Origin of the sequence: uncultured Eudoraea sp., assembly GCF_947260015.1 — a bacterium.
Lineage (GTDB): Bacteria > Bacteroidota > Bacteroidia > Flavobacteriales > Flavobacteriaceae > Eudoraea.
In genome coordinates, this window is record NZ_CAMYOM010000006.1 from 102,645 (window position 1) to 121,322 (window position 18,678).

The 18,678-nt window shown below is 37.0% G+C and carries 19 protein-coding genes; all 19 read right to left on the bottom strand.

What is annotated here, in order from left to right:
• Positions 1 to 17: 17 nt before the first annotated feature.
• The 19 genes from hisF to Q0X66_RS05235 all read right to left on the bottom strand — a co-directional run bounded on the left by hisF (position 18) and on the right by Q0X66_RS05235 (position 18,649).
• Positions 18 to 773, bottom strand: coding sequence for an imidazole glycerol phosphate synthase subunit HisF (gene hisF, locus Q0X66_RS05145; RefSeq protein ID WP_297703891.1), 756 nt, complete (start codon positions 771 to 773; stop codon positions 18 to 20).
• A gap of 3 nt (positions 774 to 776) precedes the next feature.
• Positions 777 to 1,298 (bottom strand): DinB family protein, encoded by a 522-nt coding sequence (locus Q0X66_RS05150; protein ID WP_297703893.1) that lies wholly within the window; start codon positions 1,296 to 1,298, stop codon positions 777 to 779.
• Positions 1,295 to 2,071 (bottom strand): 1-(5-phosphoribosyl)-5-[(5-phosphoribosylamino)methylideneamino] imidazole-4-carboxamide isomerase, encoded by a 777-nt coding sequence (locus Q0X66_RS05155; protein ID WP_297703895.1) that lies wholly within the window; start codon positions 2,069 to 2,071, stop codon positions 1,295 to 1,297. The genes Q0X66_RS05150 and Q0X66_RS05155 overlap by 4 nt, the downstream gene beginning before the upstream one ends.
• Complete coding sequence (locus Q0X66_RS05160) at positions 2,072 to 2,479, bottom strand: GNAT family N-acetyltransferase (protein WP_297703898.1); 408 nt, start codon at positions 2,477 to 2,479, stop codon at positions 2,072 to 2,074.
• Between the two features lie 6 nt (positions 2,480 to 2,485).
• On the bottom strand, positions 2,486 to 3,067 hold the full coding sequence (hisH, locus tag Q0X66_RS05165; RefSeq protein WP_297703900.1) for an imidazole glycerol phosphate synthase subunit HisH: 582 nt from the start codon (positions 3,065 to 3,067) through the stop codon (positions 2,486 to 2,488).
• Positions 3,068 to 3,116: 49 nt separating this feature from the next.
• Positions 3,117 to 4,268 carry a bifunctional histidinol-phosphatase/imidazoleglycerol-phosphate dehydratase HisB gene (hisB, locus tag Q0X66_RS05170; protein WP_297703902.1) on the bottom strand — a complete coding sequence of 384 codons (1,152 nt, stop codon included), beginning with the start codon at positions 4,266 to 4,268 and terminating at the stop codon, positions 3,117 to 3,119.
• Positions 4,268 to 5,308, bottom strand: a complete 1,041-nt coding sequence (gene hisC / locus Q0X66_RS05175) for a histidinol-phosphate transaminase (RefSeq protein ID WP_297703904.1) — start codon at positions 5,306 to 5,308, stop codon at positions 4,268 to 4,270. Before hisC ends, hisB begins: the two co-directional genes overlap by 1 nt.
• A gap of 26 nt (positions 5,309 to 5,334) precedes the next feature.
• Positions 5,335 to 6,624: a histidinol dehydrogenase gene (gene hisD / locus Q0X66_RS05180; protein ID WP_297703906.1), complete on the bottom strand. Its 1,290-nt coding sequence runs from the start codon at positions 6,622 to 6,624 to the stop codon at positions 5,335 to 5,337.
• On the bottom strand, positions 6,621 to 7,478 hold the full coding sequence (hisG, locus tag Q0X66_RS05185; RefSeq protein ID WP_297703908.1) for an ATP phosphoribosyltransferase: 858 nt from the start codon (positions 7,476 to 7,478) through the stop codon (positions 6,621 to 6,623). Before hisG ends, hisD begins: the two co-directional genes overlap by 4 nt.
• A gap of 202 nt (positions 7,479 to 7,680) precedes the next feature.
• Positions 7,681 to 8,496, bottom strand: a complete 816-nt coding sequence (locus tag Q0X66_RS05190; RefSeq protein ID WP_297703910.1) for a prohibitin family protein — start codon at positions 8,494 to 8,496, stop codon at positions 7,681 to 7,683.
• A gap of 11 nt (positions 8,497 to 8,507) precedes the next feature.
• A complete protein-coding gene (locus Q0X66_RS05195) occupies positions 8,508 to 10,541 on the bottom strand; it encodes a vWA domain-containing protein (protein ID WP_297703912.1) in 2,034 nt (677 codons plus the stop codon).
• Positions 10,542 to 10,626: 85 nt separating this feature from the next.
• Entirely contained in the window at positions 10,627 to 11,373 is a 747-nt protein-coding gene (fabG, locus tag Q0X66_RS05200) for a 3-oxoacyl-[acyl-carrier-protein] reductase (protein ID WP_297703914.1), read from the bottom strand.
• Between the two features lie 127 nt (positions 11,374 to 11,500).
• Positions 11,501 to 12,373, bottom strand: a complete 873-nt coding sequence (gene sucD, locus Q0X66_RS05205) for a succinate--CoA ligase subunit alpha (RefSeq protein WP_297703916.1) — start codon at positions 12,371 to 12,373, stop codon at positions 11,501 to 11,503.
• Between the two features lie 66 nt (positions 12,374 to 12,439).
• Positions 12,440 to 13,375, bottom strand: a complete 936-nt coding sequence (locus Q0X66_RS05210) for a UDP-3-O-(3-hydroxymyristoyl)glucosamine N-acyltransferase (protein WP_297703919.1) — start codon at positions 13,373 to 13,375, stop codon at positions 12,440 to 12,442.
• Positions 13,376 to 13,470: 95 nt separating this feature from the next.
• Positions 13,471 to 14,034 carry an elongation factor P gene (efp, locus tag Q0X66_RS05215; protein ID WP_297703921.1) on the bottom strand — a complete coding sequence of 188 codons (564 nt, stop codon included), beginning with the start codon at positions 14,032 to 14,034 and terminating at the stop codon, positions 13,471 to 13,473.
• Positions 14,035 to 14,040: 6 nt separating this feature from the next.
• On the bottom strand, positions 14,041 to 14,826 hold the full coding sequence (lpxA, locus tag Q0X66_RS05220) for an acyl-ACP--UDP-N-acetylglucosamine O-acyltransferase (RefSeq protein WP_297703922.1): 786 nt from the start codon (positions 14,824 to 14,826) through the stop codon (positions 14,041 to 14,043).
• 1 nt (position 14,827) lies between these two features.
• Entirely contained in the window at positions 14,828 to 16,225 is a 1,398-nt protein-coding gene (locus tag Q0X66_RS05225) for a bifunctional UDP-3-O-[3-hydroxymyristoyl] N-acetylglucosamine deacetylase/3-hydroxyacyl-ACP dehydratase (protein WP_297703924.1), read from the bottom strand.
• Positions 16,226 to 16,228: 3 nt separating this feature from the next.
• Positions 16,229 to 17,254, bottom strand: a complete 1,026-nt coding sequence (lpxD, locus tag Q0X66_RS05230) for a UDP-3-O-(3-hydroxymyristoyl)glucosamine N-acyltransferase (RefSeq protein WP_297703926.1) — start codon at positions 17,252 to 17,254, stop codon at positions 16,229 to 16,231.
• 165 nt (positions 17,255 to 17,419) lie between these two features.
• Entirely contained in the window at positions 17,420 to 18,649 is a 1,230-nt protein-coding gene (locus Q0X66_RS05235; protein WP_297703928.1) for an HD domain-containing protein, read from the bottom strand.
• Positions 18,650 to 18,678: the final 29 nt, after the last annotated feature.

Sequence of the window (18,678 nt, forward strand, 5' to 3'; positions counted from 1 at the left end):
TGCAGAGTAAAATTTAATTATAATCTAACAGGTATGCCATTATCCTGTAATTCCTTTTTAAGATCTTTTATCTCCATTTCCTTAAAATGAAATACACTGGCAGCCAGCGCGGCATCTGCTTTGCCATCATTAAAAGTGTCTATAAAATGCTGCATGTTTCCGGCCCCACCTGACGCAATTATGGGAATATTGCGCTCTGTTGAGAGTCTTGCCAGTGTTTTATTTGCAAATCCGTTTTTTGTACCATCATGGTCCATCGATGTAAATAATATTTCCCCTGCGCCTCTTTCTTCAACTTCCTTCGCCCATTGAAACAGCTCTAATTCCGTAGGTACTTTACCTCCCATAAGATGTACTTTCCAAACCCCATTTATTTGCTTTGCGTCTATAGCCACTACAATGCACTGAGAACCGAATTTAGCAACCAGTTCATTAATTAAATCTGGGTTTTTAACCGCAGAGGAATTTATAGAAACTTTATCTGCCCCATTATGCAACAGGATATCAACATCTTCCACTGAAGAAATACCACCACCAACAGTGAAAGGGATATTAACCTTTTCTGCTACCCGTTTAACTAAATCAGCAAGGGTCTTTCGCCTTTCTTCTGTTGCAGAAATATCAAGAAAAACCAGTTCGTCTGCACCTTCATTTGCATAAACTTCTGCAAGTTCAACAGGATCTCCGGCGTCTCGTAAATCCACGAAATTAACACCTTTTACCGTACGGCCATCCTTAATATCCAAACAGGGAATTATTCTTTTGGTAAGCATCTTCTAAAGTTTATTTTTAATATTCAAGTCGCTACCATCAAAAAATCCTAAATCCTTGTTGGTCAATAACTTTGTCCAAAATGCAATTTGACCTGTATGATAGGAATAATGTTCAACTGCATGAATTACAATTCCTATTCCAGAGAGATTAAATCCCTGTACTTCACGTTTTGTAATTAATTGTTTTTTATTACACCCATTTAGCACAAGCTTTACATTTTTGACAGTTTCTTCCAATTTTTGTATGAGCTGGATTTTAGTAAGACCATGGGTCATTGAAAATTCTTTATCTCTATTTCTATAATCATCCTGTTCTCCTAAAGATGCAATAATATATTGGGTCATATTGCCACATATATGTACTAATTGGTTACCAATACTATTGGACGATTCATTTGGTTTTTTCCAGATATCTGATTCTGTAATAGAATCAAGACTAATTTTTATCATTCGGGTACCCTCATCTAATCTGTAAATAGAATTTTCCAAAAATTCTGACACCCATTTATCTTTTATATTAGTCATTCTGATAATATAAACTGTTCTAATTGCTCTAGACTAATCTTATTCTCATAGATGGCTTTACCTAGTATGGCACCTTCGCAACCAATTTCTTGCAATTCGGCTAAATCTTCAAAATGTGCTATACCGCCACTTGCAATAAGATTTATACCCGGAATTTTAACATCTTCCACACCACTCATACTTACCACCGTCTTATTTATCCTCGTTTCCGAAAGAAGCCGCTTATATAAGTCTGTTGCCGGTCCTGCTAACATCCCGTCCTTTTTGATATCCGTACAAATGATATATCGGATCCCTTTCTTATGGTAATCCTTAACAAATGGAATCAATTTCTTATCCGATTCTTCCTGCCATCCTGTAATTGCAATTCGTTCGTCTTTAACATCTGCTCCCAGGATGATTCGTTCTGCTCCATAGGTTTCAATCCATCCCAGAAAAGTGTCACGGTCATTTACTGCGATGCTGCCTCCGGTTATCTGCCCGGCCCCGCAATCAAAGGCAATTTTTAAATCTTCATTCGTCTTCAGCCCCCCTCCAAAATCGATTTTTAAATTTGTTTTGGTAGCAATGGTTTCTAAAACCTTATAATTTACAATATGCTTTGCTTTTGCACCATCGAGATCTACCAGATGAATATATTGAATTCCATGAGCTTCAAATTTAAGTGCTACTTCCAGCGGACTTTCGCTATAAACTTTTTTGGTAGCATAATCTCCCTGTGAGAGCCTAACACATTTACCTTCTATAATATCTATTGCCGGGATTAATCTCATTTATCGTCTTTTTTGCATCCAAGTTTCCGGTTCCGAAATTTTGTGAAACCCATATTTTCTATAAAAGCCATGGGCATCATTTGTTCTTAAACCAATCCCATTTACTTCCTCAATACTGGGCAAATTCATAATATAATCCATCAAAAACCTGCCTACTCCTTTGCTCCTGTATTCATCAATAACAAATACGTCCATTAACCATGCGAATACTACATAATCTGTAACGAGCCTCGCAAAAGCAATTTGCCTTTTGCCGTCGAATACGGCAAAGCATATAGCGTTCTCCATAGATGTTATAACTTCTTTTATGTTTCGTCCTTTTGCCCAGTATGATTGCTTTGAAAGATAATTATGGACCAAAGCAATATCCATTTCACGAATATCTGTACTGATTCTCAATTCTTTCATTTCTCACTATAATTCCAGAAAGTTTTTTAAAATGCGCGCTCCAACTTTACTGCTTTTTTCAGGGTGAAACTGAACCCCATAAAAGTTATCTTTCTGTAAAGCGCTACTATACGGCAGTTCATATTCTGTGACCGCTATAGTCTCTTCACAAATTGGGGCATAATAACTATGTACTAAGTAAATATGATCTTTTTCAATTACATCCTTAAATAAAGCAGATTTAAGATTAGTTATTTGATTCCATCCAATTTGCGGGACTTTGACGCTATTGGTAAATCTGACAACATCGGTATCAAAAATACCCAAACCTTTTGTATTTCCTTCTTCCGAAGAATGGCACATTAACTGCATCCCGAGGCAAATGCCTAAAACAGGCTGTTTCAATTCCGGAATAATTTTGTCTAAACCACTTGCCTTCAATTTATTCATAGCACTACTTGCTTCCCCAACACCCGGAAATATCACACGGTCAGCGGCCTTTATCTCTTCAGGCTTATCACTCAATACGGCCTCAACCCCAAGGCGTTTAAAAGCAAACTTTATGCTTTGGATATTCCCTGCCCCATAATTTACTATAACCAATTTCATGTATTTTAATACTTTGCGATTATTTGTTTCGCTACTCTATTCGATATTTCTAAAGCAATCCCTTGGTTGTTGGTAATAACATTTTATCCACATCTCGCTTTACGGCCATCTTGATTGCTTTGGCAAATGCCTTAAATATGGCTTCAATCTTATGATGTTCATTGGTTCCTTCTGCTTTTATATTCAAATTGGCTTTTGCTCCATCCGAAAAAGATTTAAAGAAATGATAAAACATTTCCGTTGGCATCTTGCCAATCATTTCTCGCTTAAAATCAGCCTCCCAGACCAACCAGCTCCGCCCTCCAAAGTCCAGAGCTACCTGTGCCAAACAATCGTCCATTGGCAAACAAAAACCATAACGTTCCAATCCTAACTTATTACCTAAAGCTTTATGGAAGACTTCCCCCAGGGCAATACCTGTATCCTCTATGGTATGGTGTTCATCTACTTCCAAATCACCCTTTACACTGATATCCAGGTCCATCTGACCATGCCGGGCAAGTTGGTCCAACATATGATCAAAGAATAAAATCCCTGTAGAAATATTGCTTATCCCTGTTCCGTCCAAATTCAGTTGAATACGAATATCAGTTTCTTTAGTTTTTCTAGAAATTTCAGCGACTCTGTTTTCAAGTTTTAAGAAATCATAAATGGCCTTCCAATCTGCCGTTTCCAGGACGATTGTCTCCTTTAATTCCGATTCTTCAACAGTTATTTCATTTGTACCCAAATGCGTATTTGTATTTATATAAATTCCTTTAGATCCCAAATTTTTCGCCAGTTCCATATCGGTTAACCGATCACCAATTACAAAAGAGTTTAGCAAATCATATTCTTTAGCGAAATACTTCTTCAGCATTCCTGTACCAGGTTTTCGGGTATCTGCATTTTCATGTGGAAAGGTTCTGTCTATGTAGATTTCTGTAAAGACTATCCCCTGGCCCTCAAAACACTTAAGAATAAAATTATGAGCCGGCCAAAATGTTTCTTCGGGGAATGTCTGGGATCCAAGACCATCCTGATTAGTCACCATGACCAATTCAAAATCCAATTCCATAGCAATTCTGCTTAAATAGCTAAGAACGCCGGGATAGAATACTATTTTTTCTAAGCTATCTGTTTGTTCGTCTGGCGGTTCTACAATAAGTGTACCGTCGCGATCAATGAATAGGACCTTTTTCCTGGTGGGCTGTAGTTCCATTACAAGGAGTTTAATATTTTTAACAATGTTTCGTTTTCTTTCGGAGTACCTATTGTAAACCGCAGTGTATTATCGCAAAGAGGTTGTGTTGATCTGTTTCTAACCACCACCCCTGATTCTAATATTTCCTTATATCTTTTATCAGCATCATCAACCTTTACCAATATGAAATTGGCATCCGTAGGATATATTTTATTTATAAAATTAATTTCGGCTAACTGTCTTACCATTCGATCTCTTTCCGCCAAAATTTCAGTAATCTGTTCTTCTATTAAGGCAGTATTCTGAAGCATTTGCAATGCCTTTCGCTGAGTAAGTTCATTTACATTATATGGGGGTTTTATTCGATTCAAGATAGTAATTATATCTTCAGACGCATAGCATACTCCTAAGCGTAAACCCGCCATTCCATAGGCTTTGGAAAATGTCCTGGTCACAATTAGATTAGGAAACTGGCCAAATCTATTTAGCCAGCCACTCTTGGTCGCAAAATCAATATATGCTTCATCAACGACTATTAAACCTTGAAAATTATTCAGCAGATATTCTATATGTGTTACAGAAAAGCTGTTCCCCGTGGGGTTATTTGGTGAACAAAGTAGGATTACCTTGGTGTTCGAATTTATAGACTCCAATATTTTATCCACATCAAGCTCAAAACTTTCCGTCAATAGAACCTCCCTGTTCTCTATCGCATTAATACCCGCCAGAACTTTGTACATTCCGTAGGTAGGTGGCATTGTAATGATATTATCTGTATGTGGCTCACAAAATGCCCGGAAAATAAGATCCAATACTTCGTCACTTCCATTACCAAGAAGAATATTAGCCGGGGATAAAGAAAACGTTTGGGCTAAATGAGTTTTAAGCTCACGTTGTTGCGGATCAGGATAGCGATTAATTCCATTAGAATAAGGGCTCTCATTGGCATCTATAAATACCATTTTAGAACCATCAGAGAAATATTCATCTCTGGCCGATGAATAAGGTTTTAATTCCCTTACATTTTCCCGAACCAATCTATTTAGGTCAAATTTCATAAATCGTATTCTTTAAGCAAATGCAATTACTTGTCTTTTAAACTTTGAAGTCTTAGCGATACTGCATATTTATGCGCCTGAAGTCCTTCTGCCTCTGCCATTACTTCAATGGTATTACCAATATTCCTTATCCCTGTTTCAGATATCCTTTGAAAAGTAATGCTCTTGGTAAAACTGTCCAGATTTACGCCACTATACTGTTTTGCATAACCGTTCGTCGGCAAGGTGTGATTGGTACCGGAGGCATAATCACCTGCGCTTTCCGGGGTATAATTTCCAAGAAAAACAGAGCCTGCATTCACCACGTTTCTAATATAATATTCCTGGTCTTTACAACAGACAATAAAATGTTCCGGCCCATATTCATTTATTAGATCGATTGCAACTTCATCACTTTTAACAAAGATCAACTTACTATTTTCGATTGCCCTTTTAGCAATGGCAACCCTTGATAAATTGATAATTTGTTTTTGCAATTCCACCTCGACTTCTTCTATAAGCGATTTGGATGTTGATACCAGTATTACCTGACTATCTGTTCCATGTTCAGCCTGACTTAAAAGGTCTGAGGCTACAAAAGATGGATTGGCAGAATCATCTGCGACTACTAAAAGCTCGCTTGGACCGGCTGGCATATCTATGGCAACGCCAAATTTGGTTGCTATTTGTTTAGCTACGGTAACATATTGATTCCCTGGTCCAAATATTTTATAAACCTTGCTTATACTTTCTGTTCCAAATGTCATTGCCCCTATTGCCTGAATTCCGCCTACTTTAAAAATCTGCGTAATGCCACAAAGTTTAGCCGTATAAAGAATAGCCGGGTTTATTTTACCTGATTTATCGGGAGGTGTACATAAAATCAACTCGGAACATCCTGCAATATTGGCTGGAATTGCCAGCATTAAAATAGTAGAAAACAAAGGAGCAGTGCCTCCGGGGATATAAAGACCCACTTTTTGAATTGGCCTTTTTTCCTGCCAGCAAGTTACGCCTGGCGTGGTTTCAATTTCTATTTTGGATGTTTTCTGAGCCTTATGAAACTTTTCAATATTAGATTTAGCCGTTTGTATCGCATCTTTTAGCTGATCAGGCACTACTTTTTCAGCTTCCATAAACTCATCACTGCTTACTAATAATTCAGATATTTCAACACCGTCAAATTGCCTTGTATATTTATTTAAAACCTTATCGCCATGAGCCTGCACTTCATTGAAAATCTGCATTACGGTACTCTCAATATCTGCAACAGTTTGAGTTGGGCGCCCTAGAAGTTCAGGCCAGTCTTTTTTTTCAGGATTGAATATCTTTTTCATAGCACCATTTTCTCTATCGGGCAAACTAATATTCCCTCAGCGCCTGCCTGTTTCAATTCATTTATGACTTCCCAGAATTTATCTTTATTGATTACTGTATGTACTGAACTCCAACCCTCTTCAGCCAATGGCAAAACCGTTGGACTTCGCATTCCCGGTAATAATTTAATAATATCTCCTAATTTGTCATTAGGGGCATTCATCAAAATATATTTGGATTGCCTGGCAACCAGAACGGATTTTATTCTAAATCTCAGATCCTCCAGAATTTCTTTCTTATTCTCATCGATCATTGGTGAAACGGCCAATACAGCTTCACTTTTGAGCATTACTTCTACCTCTTTAAGATTGTTTTTGAATAAAGTACTACCACTGGATACTATATCGCAAATAGCGTCAGCCAATCCAATATTTGGGGCAATTTCCACAGACCCGTTAATAATATGAAGTTCAGCCCGGACCCCCTTATCTGAAAGGTATTCATTTAATGTATTTGGATATGAGGTAGCAATTCGCTTTCCTTCCAAATCTTTAATCCTTGAATAAGTACTAGATTTTGGGACGGCCAGAGAGACTCTGCATTTAGAAAAACCAAGCTTTTCTGCAACCGTGATATTGCTTCCTTTTTCTTTCAGTACGTTCTCCCCTATGAAGGCAATATCCACGACTCCGTCTTTAAGGTACTGAGGGATATCCCCATTTCTAAGGTAAAGCACTTCCATAGGAAAGTTCCGGGCTGAAGCTTTTAATTGGTCTTTTCCATTATCAATAGAAATACCGCAATCTTTTAGTACTTTTATAGAATCTTCGTTAAGCCTTCCGGACTTTTGTATGGCGATTTTTAATTTTTCCATTTGTTTAATTTCTTTATCAAGCGACCAAAAAGGTTTAAAAGCAAAACCCGTTTGATTGCTCAAACGGGTTAGATATATTTTGGAATACAACAATACATTTCTACCTCGCCTGAGTGCAAGTGTACAAATGATGATGTGTATTTTTAGTTCTCATTAGATTGTAAAATTAGAACTTATTTTTATTTCACAAAACTTATTGCAATTAATTATTACCAAGGATAAGTGGCAGCCCATCACCACCTGATCCTATTACCACTACTTTGGCATTAGGTGATTCTGCCATTTTTAAAGTAGCATCTATACCTTTATCCTTAAGGATTTTGTCGGTTAATGAAGCGCTAAGTATCCTGTTGGCATCAGCCTTTCCCTGAGCTTCAATAGTTACTTTTTCTGCCTCTTTTAGAGCAGTAACCAAACGAAACTCATACTCTAAAGACTCCTGTTCCTGCTTCAATTTTCTTTCGATAGCCTCTTTAATTGTTGGCGGGAGTGTAACATCGCGGATAAGAATTTCATTCAATTGAATATATTGATCCTGAACAATATTCCTGGTTTCCTCGAAAATCTCAACCTGAATTGCATCTCGCTTACTTGAATATAATTGTTCAGGAGTATATCTCCCAACTACACTACGAGCCGCAGACCTTATTGCTGGTAAAAGAATTCGCTCTTTATACATCTCACTCTTTTCCTGATGTAATTTGCCTAGCTGTGCATAATCTGGTTGAAACCAGGCAGATGCATCAAGCTGAATATCCAATCCATTGCTGGAAAGTACTTTCATCTTTTCAAAAACTTCCTGCTGTCTTACCTCGTACACAAAAACTTTATTCCAGGGTGCCACAATGTGAAAGCCCTCATTAAGAGGTGGTTCATCTATCACCACACCGTTGTCAAAGGTTCTATACAGAACCCCTGCCTCACCCGATTTAATGGTAATTGCAGATTTAGAAATAAGTATTATCAATAAAATAATTACAAACACCGCTGGCAGTGCTATTTTTGGTAATTTATCCATTAGGTATAAAATTAAATTAGTCCGTTATATTTTCTTATAAACCACTCGGCAGTCAAAGCGGCAGCAATGATTCCCAAGAGGATTTTAAAATCGATCAAAGATACGACATTTTGCTTGCTTTTCTGGATTGGCACAAACCTATTGTCTTTAATTATATCCTCAATGAAGTTAGAGGCCTCAGAAGGAAAATAAAGTGTGGCATTGGTGCCTTTTGCCAACCTTCCTAATTTCTTATAATTACTTGATAACAATTGCTGTTCTAAATCGTATTCCAGAATTGTGAATTTTCCGGATTTGGTTAGATTTTCATCCTTAACATTGGCAGTAAAGCTATAATCCCCAGATGGGAGTGTACGAATATCAGCTTCATAATAACCATTCTTAAGCAACATGGGAAATTGCCTGCTAGTATTATTAGCAATACTATTTAATACTAAATTAATTGTTGCATTATCATCAAAAACAAAAGTTTCATCAAAATAAGTAGCCTTTATGGTTGCTTCATTTAAGCCCTGATAAATATTTTCGTACTCCAATGTTAGTCGACTTCGCGGTTTGCTGTTTGCCAGGAATAATATAACCTTAGAAATAAAATCATCAAATTTTTTAAAATCCTGATCTTCCCTGTAACTCTGTATGCGCCATTTCCAAATATTTTCACCTAAAAGAAGGGCCTCACGACGTAAATTGGTTTCGAGTATTGTAAAAAGAGGTTCATTCAAATCTACACCCTTGATGCGTTGACTCAACATATTTTCATAAGACGCAGTAATAAGCGATTCACCCAAAGTTGTCTCAAGGGGAGGAAATTCGGATACGTCAAGATTTGTGATATCAAAATGCGTAAATCCTGGGTTTAAAATAGGTGTTACTTCTTCTTTCTGATCAAAACTATTCTTTTGAAAACTATTCTGGACTTTATTTAGAAAAGTCCAGTCCGTTTTGGGGCCGGTTATAGTAAAAATATTTGCCCCTTTGCTTTCTATATAAGAATATACCTTTTCAAAAGATGTGTCTGGCTGATATATGATAAAAAGATCAAATTGTTCCAGTTCATTTGGTGATAAGGATGGTTTTATAATTGAAACCGATCGTTGCTCATTGCTTTCAATTGATTTTTTTAAAGCACCCAGATCAGGATGAAGTATATGAGAGACTATTGCAATATTGGTTTTTTCATCAATAACTTCTATGCCTATTTGTCTGGAATTATTGTTAATGTTCCTTTCATTTTCCAAAGGACTAAGGCTAATCCTTATATTCTTTATTCCAACAGTAGTCGCATCCAGTACAGTACTAATAATTTGGGAATTCTCGATATCATTTAGAGCAATTTGTTTTCTATATAGATTTTGACCAGCTTCAGAAATGGTTAGTACTGTTGAAGCGGTATTTTTGCCCTGGTAGGAAACGAAAATTTCTATAGGGTATTTATTTTTTAAAAAGGCATATTTGTTTGTGTTTACCTGATCTATTCTGATATCCTGATAACTCGTTGTATCTCCAACAACCAAAGGGAAAATAGGAAATTTTTGTCTTCCTGCATAGAATTCATAATCTTCACCTAAAGTCTGGTTTCCATCCGTAAGAATCAAAATGGCTGCGGTGCTTCCAGTGAAAATTTCATTTAGTGATGAAAGAGCACGTCCAATATTCGTAGCTTTCTCCGTAAATGACAAACTGTCTAAAGAATTTAATTCGTTCCCAAATACATATTCAGAGACATTAAACTTTTCCGCAATATTAGTATTCTCCTTAATCAGTTTTTTGGCATTAATAAGCTGGTTAACCCCATTTTCCTGGCCAATTGAAGAAGTATTGTCTGCTAAAATAATTAGATTCGCTTTCTCCAAAGAATACTGCTCTTTGGTGATTTTTGGATTTATGAGAAGTAAAAACACAGAAAACAATGCTATAAATCTCAAAAAGGAAAGTCCTAAATATAAAATGCCTTTGCTCTTGGATTTGTAGTAGTACTGAAAAATAACCAAACCAAAAGCCAAGATCGCAGCAAATAATATCAGAAATACCGTTTGTAGTTGCATGAAACTTTTTGGATAACACCTAACTGCCAGAAACCAATCTGGTCAGTTGTCTTGTTCTGGGATTAATAAATAGAGTAACTGGGCATTATGTTAACATACCGCCATCAACATTTAAAACTTGTCCGGTAATGTAAGCAGACAGATCTGAAGCAAGAAACAAACAGGCATTTGCAACATCTTGGGGAGTTCCACCTCGTTTCAGTGGAATTGCCTCTCGCCATCCCTGCACAGTATTTTCATCTAATTTATCTGTCATTTCTGTTTCAATAAAGCCCGGGGCAATCGCATTGCAACGAATATTTCTTGAGCCAAGTTCAAGAGCAACAGATTTAGTAAATCCAATTATTCCTGCCTTAGAAGCGGCATAATTTGTTTGACCTGCATTCCCTTTAACACCAACTACGCTACTCATATTAATAATGGATCCATTGCGTTGTTTTAACATAGTACGCTGCACGGCTTTAGTCATATTAAAAACAGATTTTAGATTTATTTCGATAACCGCGTCGAAATCCTCCTCCCGCATCCTCATTAACAGGTTATCCTTTGTGATACCTGCGTTATTTATTAACACGTCTATTCCTTCGAAATCTTCCAATACTTGTGTAATCAGCTTCTCCGATTCCGTAAAACTGGCTGCATTACTTTTATATGCTTTTGCTTTTACTCCTTTAGAGTTTAGCTCCTTTTCCAATTCAAGCGCAGGAGCTTCACTAGAGCTATAGGTAAAAGCTATATTAGCCCCATGTTCAGCAAAAACTTTGGCAATACCCATACCTATACCCCTACTTGCACCGGTTATAATAACATTCTTCCCGTCTAATATTTTCATATCACTATTATGTTTTCTCACTTGTATTTCAAAGATAAGTTTTGTTTCACATAAAGGCTAAAAAAAATCCCGACTAATTCGGGATTTTTCTCTCAGATTTACCGAGAATAATTGTTGTTATTTTTGACTATCCAACCACTTCTTTAACCTTCTTTCCAATCTCTGCGGGAGAATCCACTACCTTTATTCCACATTCGCGCATGATACGTTTTTTGGCCTGTGCAGTGTCATCCGTTCCTCCTACTATTGCCCCGGCATGCCCCATAGTTCTTCCTGCGGGTGCCGTTTCCCCGGCGATAAAACCTACAATTGGTTTTTTACTACCACTAGCTTTGTACCACTTGGCCGCATCTGCTTCTAAATGACCGCCTATTTCTCCTATCATAACTACACATTCCGTTTCAGGATCATTAATTAGCAATTCTACTGCATCCTTTGTTGTAGTGCCAATTATTGGATCGCCTCCAATACCGATAGCAGTTGTAATGCCCAATCCCTGTCTTACAACCTGATCTGCTGCTTCATAAGTTAAAGTACCAGATTTAGATACAATACCAATAGTTCCTTTCTTAAACACAAAACCAGGCATAATACCTACTTTAGCCTCTTCCGGGGTAATTACTCCCGGGCAATTTGGACCTATTAAGGTGCAATCTCTCTCTTTAATATAATTATTTGCCTTAACCATATCAGCTATCGGAATACCCTCAGTGATTGTAATTATAACTTTTATTCCAGCATTTGCAGCTTCCATGATCGCATCTGCCGCGAATGCCGGTGGTACAAAAATGATTGAAGTATCTGCACCAACACTCTTAACAGCATCCTCAACTGTATTAAAAACTGGTTTCCCAAGGTGTTCCTGACCACCTTTGCCCGGAGTAACTCCCCCCACTACATTTGTGCCATAGGCTATCATCTGTTCTGAGTGAAAAGTACCCTCACTACCGGTAAAACCTTGAACAATTATCCTGGAATCTTTATTTACTAATACACTCATTGTTATTTTGTCTTTTTAGTTATGTAAAAATATATTTTTGAAAACTATTTATGGGTGGTTAATTACTTATTGTTTGTTTAAATTTTTTAAAATTGATGGAAGACTGCGCAGATGGGCTAATTCTCTGAATTTTTCCCGAGCTTCACCAGCCGGACTTCCCAGGTAACTTTTACCTCCTTCCAGAGATCTGCCAATACCAGCCTGTGCCATTATTACTGCTTTCTTTCCTATGGTAATACCGCTTATTATCCCAACCTGGCCCCAAATAGTAACTTCATCTTCGATTATAACACAGCCAGCAATTCCGGTTTGTGAAGCAATCAGACATTTTTCTCCAATTATAGTATCATGTCCTATCTGAATCTGATTATCTAGCTTGCTGCCTTTCTTAATCGTGGTATCGCCTGTAACACCCCTGTCTATTGAGCAAAGCGAACCAATATCTACATGGTCTTCTATTACAACGCGTCCTCCGGAAAGTAACTTATCATAGCCCTCCGGCCTGTTTTTATAATAGAAAGCATCCGCTCCAAGAACTGTTCCGGCATGAATAGTGACATGATCGCCAATGATACAATTATCATATATACATACATTGGAATGAATAGTGCATTGATCACCTATTATAACATTATTACCAATAAACACATTAGGCTGAATATGACTATTCTTTCCAATTATGGCCGATTTGGAAATCATTAAATCCGATTTTTCAAAAGGCTTAAAATAATTAGTAAGTGTATTAAAATCTCTAAAAGGATCCTCGGATATCAGTAACGCTTTGCCAGGGGGGCAATCAACTTTTTTATTTATTAAAACAACAGTTGCTTTAGAACTTAATGCTTTGTCGTAATACTTTGGGTGATCTACAAAAACAATGTCTCCTTCTTCCACAACATGTATTTCGTTCATCCCATAAATAGAATAATCATCCCTTCCCACATATTCAGAGTTGATGATCTCTGCAATTTGTTTTAGAGTATATGGCTTTGGAAATTTCACAAAAAGTTTATCAAAATTATCAATTTAATATATCAACTAACACTAAATATAAAATTCTCTAATATATTTAAATACAAGTATTTATATATATTAATCTATTTTGCCCTCTCCATATAAGAGCCCTTTTCAGTATCAATTTTAATTTTATCACCTTCATTAATAAAAAGTGGTACATTTACTTTGGCCCCTGTCTCAACAACCGCAGGTTTAGATGCATTTGTAGCCGTATTTCCCTTAAGTCCGGGTTCTGTATGAGTGACTTCCAAAATGACACTAGCGGGCATATCAACGGTTAATGGCATACTATCCTCCGTGTTAAACATTATAGTCACTATTTCGCCTTCTTTTAAAAGTCCCGCTGCATCAAGAATACCTTCCTGAAGTGAGATTTGATTATAATCATCAGTATTCATAAAATGATAGGTTGTGCCATCAGAATATAAAAACTGATAAGATCTTGTTTCCACGCGTACATCTTCAATTTTGTGCCCGGCAGAGAAGGTATTATCCAATACTTTTCCACTTGTTACACTTTTAAGCTTTGTTCTCACAAATGCAGGACCTTTACCTGGTTTTACATGTAAAAACTCAGTAATCTTATAAATATCATTATTGTACTTAATGCACAATCCTTTTCTAATATCGGATGTATTTGCCATAGATAATTAATTTGTACTAAAATAGCCCTTCATTATTCCCCTTTGGGAATCACGAATAAACTGTAAAATTTCATCTCTTTCTGGTGTAGCCTCCATTTCTGCTTCAATGATCTGTACAGCCTGTGTATTGTTATAATTCTTCTGATAGAGTATTCTGTAAATATTCTGTATCTCCCTAATTTTGTCTGAATTAAATCCTCTTCTCCGCAGTCCGACAGAATTTATTCCAACATATGACATTGGTTCTCTTGCGCCTTTGACATAAGGAGGAACATCTTTACGAACTAAAGATCCCCCGGTTACAAAAGCATGATTACCAATTGAAACAAATTGATGCACAGCAACCAGACCTGCAAGAATAACATTATCGCCAATCGTTACATGCCCGGCAAGGGTTGAGTTATTAGAGAAAATACAATTATCCCCCACAAAACAGTCGTGAGCAATATGGCAATAGGCCATAATAAGACAATTTTTACCAATCACTGTTTTCATTCTGTCATGGGTACCCTTGTGAATGGTAGCACACTCTCTGATTGTAGTGTTATCACCAATTACCACGGTGGTTTCTTCTCCTTCATATTTCAAGTCCTGTGGTGGAGCTGATATTACCGCGCCTGGGAAAATATTACAGTTCTTTCCTATGCGGGCACCTTCCATAATAGTGACATTGGAGCCTATCCAGGTACCATCGCCAATTATCACATTGTTATGAATAGTGGTAAATGGTTCTATAACCACATTTTTTGCAATTTTAGCGCCCGGGTGAACGTAGGCTAGTGGCTGATTCATGCTAATCTTCTTGTTTTGTTTTTACGATTTGGGCCATTAACTCTGCTTCGGACACCAGTTTTCCATTAGCATATGCATAAGCCTGCATATGACAGATTCCTCTTCGTATTGGTGAAATAAGATCACACTTAAAAATTAATGTATCTCCGGGGACTACTTGTTGTTTAAATTTAACATTGTCGATCTTCATAAAGAAGGTAAGATAATTTTCAGGGTCAGGAACAGTATTTAAAACCAGTATTCCTCCGGTTTGTGCCATAGCCTCAACCTGTAAAACCCCCGGCATAACAGGTGCCCCGGGAAAGTGTCCCACGAAAAATGGTTCGTTCATGGTGACATTTTTCACGCCAACCACATGAGAATCAGAAAGTTCCATAATTTTATCAACCAAAAGGAAAGGCGGCCTGTGTGGCAACATTTTCATAATTTGAGTAACGTCCATTAAAGGAGGTTGATTTAAATCGAATTTTGGAACCTTATTCCGTTTTTCCAATTTAATAATTTTGGACAGTTTTTTAGCAAATTGAGTGTTTACATAATGTCCGGGTTTATTGGCAATTACTTTCCCTTTAATTCTTGTTCCCGCCAATGCTAAATCTCCAATTACGTCCAATAATTTATGTCTGGCAGCCTCGTTTGGTTGATGCAATGTCAGATTATCTAAAATACCGTTGGGCTTTACCGATAGTTTTTTCTTATTAAAGGCCTTTTCAAGTTTCTTCATGGTAGGACCAGAAATTTCCTTGTCTACATAAACAATGGCATTGTTCAAATCACCCCCTTTTATAAGCCCATTCTCCAATAACATTTCCAATTCATGAAGAAAACTAAATGTCCTGGCATCCGCAATTTCTTTTTTAAAATCTGCTATTCTCTCCAGGGTAGCATTCTGTGTCCCAAGAACCTTGGTGCCAAAATCTACCATGGTGGTAATTTTGTAATCCTCCGAAGGAATTAATGTTATGTCGCTTCCGGAAGCTTCATCTTTATAAGTAATTACTTCTTTAACTACATATTCTTCCCGATCGGCCTCTTGTTCTACAATTCCAGCTTTTTCTAATGCCTCGACAAAAAATTTGGAAGATCCATCCATGATAGGTGGTTCAGGCGAATCCAATTCTATTAAAACATTATCTATCTCCATGCCAACCAATGCTGCAAGAACATGTTCTGAGGTTTGGATCTTAACTCCTCTTTTCTCCAGATTTGTTCCTCTTTGGGTATTAACCACATAATTCGCATCGGCTTCAATAATTGGTTCCCCTTCAAGATCTACACGTTTAAAAGCAAAACCGTGATTCTCCACGGCTGGAACAAATTTCATGGTAACGTTCTCACCGGTATGCAAACCCACGCCGGTTAGTGTTACTTCATTTGCTATAGTACGTTGTTTTGCCATACTTTATTTATCGTCAATTTTATTTTCCAGGTCATTAATCCTGTTAACCAGTTTTGGCAGGTTTTTAAAATGAACATAAGATTTATTGTAGTCTGCGTAATTGAATGCAGGTGATCCCTGTATGAATTCATCGTCCTTCAGATTACGGCCTATACCTGATTGGGCCTGTATCCTAACCCTGTCACCAATAGTTATATGACCAACAATACCAACCTGGCCCCCAATTTTACAATTTTTTCCAATTTTTGTGGACCCCGCTATACCAGTCTGAGCTGCTATTGCTGTATGCTCTCCAATTTCAACATTATGCGCAATTTGAATTTGGTTGTCAAGTTTTACGCCATTTCTAAGAATAGTTGATCCAAGCGTTGCCCTATCTATGGTGGTTCCTGCACCAACATCCACATTTTCCTCCAGAATTACATTCCCGGTTTGAGGTACTTTACTGTATTCACCATTTGAATTAGGTGCAAAACCAAAGCCATCTGCACCAATAATAGCCCCACTATGAATTACACATCCCTTTCCTATTATTGTTTCTGAATAAATTTTTGCTCCTGCAAAAATCAGAACATCATCGGCTATCGTAACATTATCACCTATATAGACATTGGGGTAAATTTTGACATCATTACCAATTTTTACATTGTTTCCCAAATATGAAAAAGCACCCAAATAGAAATTTGCTCCATAACTGGCAGATTCTGATAAAAATATTGGCCGCTCCAGTCCCGTTTTGTTGTTCTTAACCTGATTGTAATATTCTAATAATTTTGAAAAAGATTCGTAGGCATCATCAACCTTAATTAGGGTAGTGGAAATCGTCTGCTCCGGCACAAAATCTTTATTTACAAGTGTAATTGATGCTTCGGTGCTGTATATAAAAGATGTGTATTTAGGATTTGCCAAAAAAGTTAACGAACCAATTTCTCCTTCTTCAATCTTAGCCAATTTATGCACGGCGACATCCGGGTTGCCTTCTATCTCACCCTCCAAAATACCTGCAATCTGACTAGCTGTAAATTTCAAATTTTTATATTATTTAACCCTGTGCTTAGACTCAGACAAAAGTAAGAAAAATTGATTAATGGTATTGCGCAAGATATCCGTATATAAGTCCCTATATATTAGCATATTAAGACTTTAAAAACGCTTTGAGGAAATTGGAGGTAGCCAAAATTCAGAGTATTAAAGCTAAAGATCATCTTTTGGATAACAGATATAATATTTAGTTACTGTCTTAGATAAAGCGGTCAAATTTAAATGATCCGATGCTTTAGCAACATCCATCAATTTACCATTACTACGCAAAATATTTATGTTCTGACTATGCTGATTATAGGCCTTGTTTTCTATAATTCCCCGGAATACAAAGTAGGCGGTCTCTGAATCACTCAACTTATATTTGGCCTTAAATCCCTTAAAAAGTTCCTTAAATTTATTTTCCTTTTCAGGTTTGTTCTTAAGTCTTATATTCAAAAGTCTACGATTCAAAATCATCCCGCAAAGTTTTGACAAAACAAAGTCGGTACTATGCTGCCATTGTTTTATTGCCGCTAGTATATCAATGTCATCAAGACTTGCAAAACGATCTAAAACCTCTAAATTAAAACTCGTCCTGTCTATTTTGTTTTTCAAAAAGAACATGAGAGGCGGACTACAAGCCAGTTCAAATTTCATCTCAACCAATTCCTTTGCCCGCTGCAGTGTCTTAATTAGTAATTGCTCAGCTACTATTCCTGTTTTATGAAGGTATACCTGCCAATACATAAATCTTCGGGCCATTAGAAATTTCTCTACGGAATAGATCCCTTTTTCCTCAACAACCAATATGCCATCCACAACATTTAACATGGTTATTAAACGCTCTGCATTTATATTTCCCTCTGCAACGCCTGTATAAAAACTATCCCGCTTCAAATAATCTAATCGGTCCATATCCAATTGACTACTGACCAGTTGATTCAGGAATTTTTTTCTATAAGTGCCTTTAAATATTTCAATTCCTAAAGTTAAACTTCCGTTAAACTTGCGGTTAAGCACCTCCATAAATATGTGCGAAATTGCTTCATGATTTATTCCTTCTACCAAACTATGTTCCATAGCGTGTGAAAAAGGACCATGGCCAATATCATGTAATAAAATAGCACATAGCAATCCTTGCGCCTCCTCTTCCGTAACCTCAATCCCCTTAAAACGAAGTAGTTGTATTGCTTCCTGCATTAAATGCATACTGCCCAATGCATGATGAAAACGAGTATGATGCGCGCCTGGATAGACGAGATATGAAAGCCCCATTTGGGAAATACGGCGAAGCCTTTGAAAATATGGGTCCGCTATCAGGTTAAAAATTAGTGCATCTGGAATTCTAATAAATCCGTAAATTGGATCATTGAATATTTTAAGCTTGTTTGATTTTGACAAAATAGCTATTGTTTTCAACGGTAAAGATA